7 protein-coding genes are annotated in these 7,939 nt (G+C 71.2%); 5 read left to right on the top strand and 2 right to left on the bottom strand.

The window, feature by feature from the left end; genetic code table 11:
- Positions 1-42: 42 nt before the first annotated feature.
- Positions 43-2,118, bottom strand: coding sequence for a SpoIIE family protein phosphatase (locus tag P1P75_RS37280; RefSeq protein ID WP_319263786.1), 2,076 nt, complete (start codon positions 2,116-2,118; stop codon positions 43-45).
- Between the two features lie 217 nt (positions 2,119-2,335).
- Between P1P75_RS37280 and P1P75_RS37275 the strand changes: the two genes are divergently transcribed.
- The 5 genes from P1P75_RS37275 (at position 2,336) to P1P75_RS37255 (ending at position 7,049) form a co-directional block, all read left to right on the top strand.
- Positions 2,336-3,187: an MIP/aquaporin family protein gene (locus tag P1P75_RS37275; RefSeq protein ID WP_319263785.1), complete on the top strand. Its 852-nt coding sequence runs from the start codon at positions 2,336-2,338 to the stop codon at positions 3,185-3,187.
- Positions 3,188-3,253: 66 nt separating this feature from the next.
- Positions 3,254-4,771: a glycerol kinase GlpK gene (gene glpK / locus P1P75_RS37270; protein ID WP_319263784.1), complete on the top strand. Its 1,518-nt coding sequence runs from the start codon at positions 3,254-3,256 to the stop codon at positions 4,769-4,771.
- A 163-nt stretch (positions 4,772-4,934) separates the two neighbouring features.
- Positions 4,935-5,897, top strand: a complete 963-nt coding sequence (locus P1P75_RS37265; RefSeq protein ID WP_319263783.1) for a YihY/virulence factor BrkB family protein — start codon at positions 4,935-4,937, stop codon at positions 5,895-5,897.
- Positions 5,898-6,022: 125 nt separating this feature from the next.
- On the top strand, positions 6,023-6,394 hold the full coding sequence (locus tag P1P75_RS37260) for an NUDIX domain-containing protein (protein WP_319263782.1): 372 nt from the start codon (positions 6,023-6,025) through the stop codon (positions 6,392-6,394).
- Positions 6,312-7,049: a hypothetical protein gene (locus P1P75_RS37255; protein WP_319263788.1), complete on the top strand. Its 738-nt coding sequence runs from the start codon at positions 6,312-6,314 to the stop codon at positions 7,047-7,049. Before P1P75_RS37260 ends, P1P75_RS37255 begins: the two co-directional genes overlap by 83 nt.
- Before the next feature lie 151 nt (positions 7,050-7,200).
- Here P1P75_RS37255 and P1P75_RS37250 read toward each other — a convergent pair.
- Positions 7,201-7,939 (bottom strand): expansin EXLX1 family cellulose-binding protein (locus tag P1P75_RS37250; protein ID WP_319263781.1); only part of this gene is annotated, 739 nt, incomplete at its 5' end.

Here is a 7,939-nt window from a genome sequence, read left to right as displayed (position 1 = left end):
TCGCCATCCTCATGGCCCGTCCCCAAGAGGCGGACGGCCCCGTCATTGCCCGGCGGGGCCGTCCGCCTCTTGGGGACGGGCCATGAGGATGGCGACGTCGTCGAGCGCGGGGTGCGGCAGCATCTGCCCGAGGACGTCGTCGCAGAGTGTCGCGAGGGACCGTCCGGGTGTCCGCAGGGCCTGGGCGAGCCGGTCGAGGCCCTGGTCGAGGTCCCGGCCGCGGTCTTCGACGAGGCCGTCGGTGTACAGGACGAGCAGGCTGCCCGGCGGCAGCGGGACCTCTTCGGCGCGGAACTCGTGCCCTCCCGTGCCCAGCGGGGTGCCGGGCGGTCCGTCGAGGAAGAGGATCGACCCGTCGGGTGCCATCACGGCCGGCGGCAGGTGGCCGGCCCGGGCCACCAGGCAGCCGCCGGACGCGGGATCGTGGACGGCGTAGACGCAGGTCGCCATCTCGTCCTCGCCCATGTCGGCCACGACGGCGTCCAGCGACCGGAGCAGGCGGGCAGGATGGATGTCGTGCCGGGCGAGGGTGCGCACCGCCGTGCGGAGCTGTCCCATGACCGCCGCGGCGTGGATGCCGTGGCCCATGACGTCCCCGATGACGAGTCCGGTTCTGCCCTCGGGCAGCGCGATGACGTCGAACCAGTCGCCGCCGACGTCGTGTTCGCTGGCGGGCAGGTACCGTCCGGTGAGTTCGAGGCCGGGGACGACGGGCACCGCGCTGTTCGTCAGGCTGCGCTGCAGGGTGAGGGCCGCCGCGCGCTGCCGGGTGTACATGAGGGCGTTGTCGATGTTCAGGGCGGCGCGCGCGGCCAGTTCGTCGATGAGGACGCAGTCCTGCTCGTCGAAGGGCTCGCGGCTGCGGAGCCGGGTCACCACGACCGCGCCGAGCACCTTGCCGCGGGCGACCAGGGGGATCAGCCGGGCGGAACCGAGGGTCATCAGGTACTCGCGCAGGTCGTCGGAGCGGGGGTCGGTGACCAGTGCCGGGACGTCGGAGCGGTACAGGTTCGTGGGGCGCCCCTCGGTGATGACCCGCTCGTACAGGGAACCGTGCGGGATCTGCGACGTCGTACCCGGCACGAGCTTCGCCGTGGGCGCGGCGGGGTCGGGGAAGTGGGCGGCCATGCGCCGGACGACGCCCTGGGTGGAGGCGGCGGACTCGTCGGGCTGCATGACCTCTTCGAGGAGCTGGACATCGGCGGAGTCGGCGAGCTGGGGCACCAGCATCTGCACGACCTCCTCGGCGGTCTGCCGTAGGTCCAGGGTCGTGCCGATGCGGGTGCCCGCCTCCGCCAGGAGGGCGAAGCGGCGTCTGGCCCGCTCGGCGTCGGCCTCGGCGCGCTGGCTCTCGGTGATGTCGATGAGGGAGGCGATCAGGCCCAGTGTCCGGCCGGCGCCGTCGACGAGGGGGGCGTAGGAGCAGGACCAGGTCCGGTCGTGATGGGGGTCCGACGCGGTGCGTCCGGTGCGCCGGATGTCGACGACGGCGGTGCCCCGGTCGAGGACCTTCTGCATCGTCGACTCCAGGTCCGCGGCGTTGACGCCGGGCACGACCTCGGTGAGGCGTTTGCCCACGTGCTCGGCGGCGGAGAGGCCGTTCATCCGGGCGAGGGCGTCGTTGGCCCGCAGGAAGCGCAGGTCGGTGCCGAGGGTGGCCAGGCCGATGGGCGACTGGCTGAAGAGGCTCTCCAGGGCCGCGAGCGAGTCCCGCATGCGCAGGACCTGGGAGGTCTCGACGGCGATCAGGAGCGCGCCGGCCCGTCCGCGCGCGTCGGCGGCGGGGACGATCCACATCTCCATCGTCACCTGGTGGCCGTCGCGGTGGCGCACCCAGAGGGTTCCGACCACGGTCTCCCCGGCGTGGACGCGGCGGGTCAACTGGTCGGCGAGTTCACCGTTGCCCTCGGGGACGAGCAGTGCCGAGGCGGGCCGGTCGAGCACATCCTCGGGCCGGTAGCCGAGCAGGTCCTGGGCGGCCAGCGACCATTCCGCGATGCGTCCGTCCGCGTCCTCCCGCCACAGGGCGATCGGCAGCAGTTCGCGCAGCACACCCGCGTACCCGACAGCCGTGGAGGGCTGTTCCGGTACCGGTCCCGCCGTCTGGTGAGCGTCCACCGCACGACCTAACCACCAGGCAACATTTCATATGAAAACACCCTATCGGGAACAGCCGAGTCCACCAGGCGACACATCCCCCCGAGCCGTCGAACAGCGTACATATCGGCCTCAAGACTCCATTAGAGCGATATCGGGCTTATCGACTTATCCTGACGGCGGAAGGGCTCGGTACGTCGAGAGCCGGTCTCCGTCGACCGGCGGGAAGCGAGCTTCCATGGCTGAGCGATTGAAAAGGTCGGGACTGGTCGGCGAACTGTCGGCCGAGTTCGCCGGCACGATGGTGCTCATCCTCTTCGGATGCGGCGTCGTCGCCCAAGTGGTCGCCGGCGGGGCCCTGACGACACCGCCGGGCGGCCTCGGAAACCACGACAGCATCGCCTGGGCCTGGGGCCTCGGCGTCACCCTGGGCGTCTACGTCGCGGCCCGGCTGAGCGGCGCCCACATCAATCCCGCGGTGACCCTCGCCCTGGCGGCGTTCAAGGGATTCCCGTGGTGGAAGGTCGCGCCGTACGCGGTGGCGCAGACGGCGGGCGCCTTCGTGGCGGCCCTCCTCGTCCGGTGGAACTACACCGAGGCACTGGCGAAGGCCGACCCCGGTCACACCATCAAGACACAGGGTGTGTTCTCCACACTCCCCGCCAACGGCAACACGAACCTGCCGGTGCACGAGTGGGGCGCCTTCCGCGACCAGATCATCGGCACCGCGATCCTGCTGCTGCTGGTCCTGGCCATCACGGACCTCCTCAACAACCCGCCGGGCGCGAACCTGGCCCCGTTCATCGTGGGCCTGATCGTCGTGGCCATCGGCATGGCATGGGGAACCAACGCCGGGTACGCGATCAATCCGGCACGTGACTTCGGCCCCCGGCTGGCCAGTTTCTTCACCGGCTACGGCGGAGCCTGGCGAGATCAGTACGGGAACCTCTACTTCTGGGTCCCGATCCTCGGTCCCCTGATCGGCGGTCTGCTCGGCGCAGGTTTGTACAAGGCGTTCATCGGCCGGTTCCTGCCGACGGCGGAGCCGGAACCTCCCGGCCGTGTCCCCTCACCCGACCAAAAGCGCTGACACCCGCAAGTCGAGCGCCGGCGATCGCGACCCGCGCGCCGGCACCCGCAGCAAAGGCGGCACCCCATGGCTGACTTCGTGGGCGCGGTGGACCAAGGCACCACCAGCACCCGATTCATGATCTTCGACCACGCCGGCAACGAGGTGGCGAAGCACCAGTTGGAGCACGCCCAGATCCTTCCGCGCTCCGGTTGGGTCGAACACGACCCGGTGGAGATCTGGGAACGCACCAACTCCGTGATGCAGAACGCCCTGCGGCACGGCAACCTCTCCCCGGACGACCTGGCCGCGATCGGCATCACCAACCAGCGCGAGACCACGGTGGTGTGGGATCCGCGCAACGGACGCCCCTACTACAACGCCATCGTCTGGCAGGACACCCGCACCGACTCCATCGCCGCGGCCCTGGAACGCTCGGGCAAGGGTGAGGTCATCCGCCGCAAGGCGGGCCTGCCCCCGGCGACGTACTTCTCCGGCGGCAAGATCCAGTGGATCCTGGAGAACGTCGACGGGGTCCGCGAGGCCGCGGAAGCGGGCCACGCCCTCTTCGGCAACACCGACAGCTGGGTCCTGTGGAACCTCACGGGCGGCCCCGACGGCGGCATCCACGCCACCGACGTGACCAACGCCAGCCGGACCATGCTGATGGACCTGGAGACCCTGGACTGGGACGAGGAACTGCTGGGCTTCTTCGGAATCCCCCGGGCGATGCTGCCCACCATCAACGCCTCCTCCCACCGCGAGGCATACGGCGTCACCCGCACCTCCCGGCCACTGCGCGCCGCCATCCCCATCACCGGGGTGCTCGGCGACCAGCAGGCAGCCACGGTGGGACAGGTCTGCTACGCCCCCGGCGAGGCCAAGAACACCTACGGCACCGGCAACTTCCTGGTCCTCAACACCGGTACCGAGCTGGTCCGTTCACAGCACGGGCTGCTCACCACGGTGGCGTACCGGTTCGGCGAAGAGCCGGCGGTCTACGCGCTGGAGGGCTCCATCGCGGTCACCGGATCCGCGGTGCAATGGCTGCGCGACCAGATGAAGATCATCAGCAGCGCGGCCGAGAGCGAGACCCTGGCCCGCACGGTCGAGGACAACGGCGGCATGTACTTCGTCCCCGCGTTCTCCGGCCTGTTCGCTCCGTACTGGCGCTCCGACGCCCGCGGCGCGATCGTCGGCCTGGCCCGCTACAACGACAACGGCCATCTGGCCCGGGCGACCCTGGAGTCGATCTGCTACCAGAGCCGTGACGTCGTCGAGGCCATGGAGCAGGACTCCGGTGTCCACCTCGACGTCCTCAAGGTCGACGGCGGTGTGACGGCCAACGACCTGTGCATGCAGATCCAGGCCGACATCCTCGGGGTCCCCGTCAGCCGCCCGGTCGTCGCGGAGACCACCGCGCTCGGCGCCGCCTACGCGGCGGGCCTGGCGATCGGCTTCTGGCGTGACACCGACGAACTGCGCACCCACTGGCAGGAGTCCAAGCGCTGGCAGCCCCAGTGGTCGCAGGAGCAGCGCGCGGAGGGCTACGCGGGCTGGAAGAAGGCGGTGGAACGCACCCTGGACTGGGCCCAGGTCGACTAGAGGCCCTTCCTTCGGGCAGGCCTCCCTGCCCGGAAGACTCCCCCGAGCCGGGGCCGACAGCACATGGCGGTCCCGGCTCAGGTACGGTCGCTGCCTGTCCGGAGCAGTCGGACAGGCAGCGATCCGGAGCCACCTCCGGCCGAGCGCAGGGAGCCTGTCCGAGATGGGAACCGCCGTCCACGTGCCGCAGACCAGGGACATGATCGGGACGGAACTCTCCGGCGACGAGGCGCTGGTCGCGTTGCGCCGCTACGGCGGCCTACCCCTGCTCGTCGACTCGTTCACCCGGTTCCGCTACGCCGACGGCTTCACCAACGCGCGGGCACTCGCCTTCCAGGTCGTGCTCGGGCTGGTGCCCTTCACCCTGGCCCTGGTGGGTCTGGCGACGTCCGTGCACACCGATTCCGTGGGCCAGGTCATCGAACGGACGCTCGGTGACATCGTGCCCGGTACCGGCGCCGACCTCGTCGAGGACGCTTTCGCCGGGACGCGGAACAGCGCCCACGGCGACATGTGGAGCACCCTCGCGCTCTGGCTCGGCCTGGCGTTCGCCATGCTGAACCTCGCCTCCGCGATGGCCCAGATAGAGCGGGGCGCCAACCGCATCTACGGCATCGAGCGCGACCGCCCCTTCCCCCGCAAGTACGGACGCGCGCTCCTGCTGTCCGTCGTGGCCGGCATGCCTTTGGTGCTCGGTTTCGTGGCGCTCGTGGCCGGCGGGCCGCTCGGCGACGCCGTCGCCGACACCCTCGGCACCGGCGGCGGGCATCGCTGGTGGGGCGCGCTGAGGATCCCGGTGGGTCTGGCGCTCGCGTGGGTCGCGTCCGCGGCCGTCTTCCGGTGGTCTCCGCGCCGCAGGCAGCCGGGCTACACCTGGCTCGCCTTCGGCAGCGCGGTGCACCTGGTCCTGTGGGTCGGGGCGACCTGGCTGCTGTCGCTCTACGTCGGCAGGAGTGACTCCTTCGGTGCCGTGTACGGCCCGCTCACCGCGTTCGTCGCACTGCTGCTGTGGGCCAATGTCACCGCGATCGCCCTGTTCCTCGGTATCGCCTTCGCCGCCCAGCTGGAGGCGGCACGCGCGGGCATCGAGGCCCCCGTCCGTCCCGACCCGGGGCCGGGTCCCTGAGACCTCGCCGCCTGTCGTCGGGGGGTGGACACGACACACCGCCGCGCTGCCCGGGTCGTCTGCCCGGACGCCGCGCGACGTGTGCTGCCGCTGCACCGGCGTGATCCCTTCGACGGAAACCCGCTGTGGGAACCGCCCGGTGGCGGCGTCGAGCACCGGGCGAGACACCGCTGGAGGCGGCGCGACGCGAACTGGCCGAGGAGACCGGGCTCGACCCGGCCGCGGTCGTCGACCGATGGGTGCCCGTCCACCGGGACGTGTGGTGGAAGGGGAAGCGTCGTTGCCGTCGGTTTCTCCCCCACCGAACCCGGCACCGACGGCACCGAACGTGCGATATGCCGCCCGACGGCATGCATGATGGGCGGGATGGACGACAATCCCCTCCCGCACTCCCTCGCGTACCCTCATCCGGGCCTGTCGGGCGACGACGATCTCCCCCTGGTCGACAGGGAGCCCGCTCCCGAGCGGTACGGACGCCTCCAGGTACGGCCCGGTGACCTCCGCCCCGCGGGATGGCTCACCGAACGGGCCCCCGGCCACGGCGACTTCGGGACCGTGGCGGGAGTCTGCGCACCGGGGTTCGCCGCCTACGCGCGGGTGCTGCATCCGGCATCGCTGGACGAACGGCCGGTGCGGTGGGCGACGGTGGCTGCGGCCCTGGGCAGGGTCGTGGAGCCCGACACGGCCTGGCACGAGGTGACCGGCACGGATCTCGACCACGTCAACGCCTCCGAGTACGGCCTGCCCGGCGTCTGGGACGAGCATCCCGCGGAAGGGCCGACCCCGCCCGCACTCGCCCTGTCCCTGATCCCCGTCCTGGCCCGGCACACCCGCACCCCGGAGCACTGCTGGTTCGGGCTGTGGAACGGTTACGGCCGCTGGGACTTCGACCGGTTCCCCTCCTTCGAGACCCCCGGCCGGGACGAGGTACTCCTCTCCGGCACCCTCGCCGACGCCGTCAGCCCAGTGGAGCTGGACGAGTTCGCCGAACTGCCCGACCTGTGGTGGCCCGACGACCGCGCCTGGTGCCTGGGCGGCGATGTGGACCTGGTGAGCACCTATGTCGGCGGGTCCCCCCAACTGATCGCCGACCTGCTGGCCGCTCCCGGCCTTGAGGTCCACCCGGTCACCGCCGGCGACCGGGTGGGCTGACGGCGACCGCACGCGGCGGCGCCGCCTCCCCTGGACGGGGAGACGGCGCCGCTTCGTTGGTCTCCGGCCCTCGGACCAGCCGGCCGACGCAGTGGACCGGACCGGCGAGGACGGCGGTGAGAGGGTTCAGGACCGCCGGAACGTCAAGGCGTCAGTGCTGCCGGAACTGGACACCGGTCGGCTGCAGAACGTCCGCGCGCACCGCGATGGCGTCGAGCTGGAGCTGTTCGCCGTAGATGTCGGTGATCCGCAGGTCGCCACCGCAGCCGGTGCCCTGCTCGGACAGGAAGTAGTTGAACTCGGTGCGGGACAGCGAACGCCAGGCGCCGTCGGCCCTGACCTCCAGCCGTGCCACCGGGTTGCGGTGACCGACGACCTGGATCCCGCACCAGTACTGGGAGGAACCGGTCTTGTAACGGATCGCGACGGTGTCGGAGGTACTGGGGCTCAACAGGCTCCATGTGATGGAGAGTTCCCCCGCCGACAGGGCCCCGAGTTTCGCGAAGGCCTGCTTGCTCAGGTCGATCTGACCGGGTGCGCAGGGCAGCGGGCACGCGTTGGTGATCTTGACGGTGACGGCTGCTCCGCTCGCCGCGCGGACGCGGATGTACGCCCCGCACGCCTTGGACGTCTCGTAGTCGGTGTGGTTCATCGCCGCGATCATGAGGCCGTCGCTCGGGCCGAACAGGCAGGCGCCGTTGCCGTCCGCGGCGTCGTAGTGCGTGGCGAGTCCGCGGTAGGTGACACCGGGACGGATCCGGCCCGCCGACGGCACCTCCGCGGCGACCGCCCGCGGCGGTTTCGAGGCCGCCGCGCGCGCTCCCGGAGTCGCCGCGGGGGGCTTCGACGGGCTCGCGCCGGGGGTCCCCGTGGGCGGGGCTGTGGAGGGA

Source organism: Streptomyces sp. ID05-39B, assembly GCF_033794725.1.
Taxonomy (GTDB): Bacteria; Actinomycetota; Actinomycetes; order Streptomycetales; family Streptomycetaceae; genus Streptomyces; species Streptomyces bobili.
The sequence above is the reverse complement of the archived record's forward strand: the minus strand, read 5'-3'. Positions and strand labels throughout refer to the sequence as shown.

What these genes read in the sequence shown, in the direction of transcription:
- P1P75_RS37275 (WP_319263785.1), top strand. Translation starts at nt 2,336, where the DNA reads ATGGCTGAGCGATTGAAAAGGTCGGGACTGGTCGGCGAACTGTCGGCC.
- glpK (WP_319263784.1), top strand. Translation starts at nt 3,254, where the DNA reads ATGGCTGACTTCGTGGGCGCGGTGGACCAAGGCACCACCAGCACCCGA.
- P1P75_RS37265 (WP_319263783.1), top strand. Translation starts at nt 4,935, where the DNA reads ATGGGAACCGCCGTCCACGTGCCGCAGACCAGGGACATGATCGGGACG.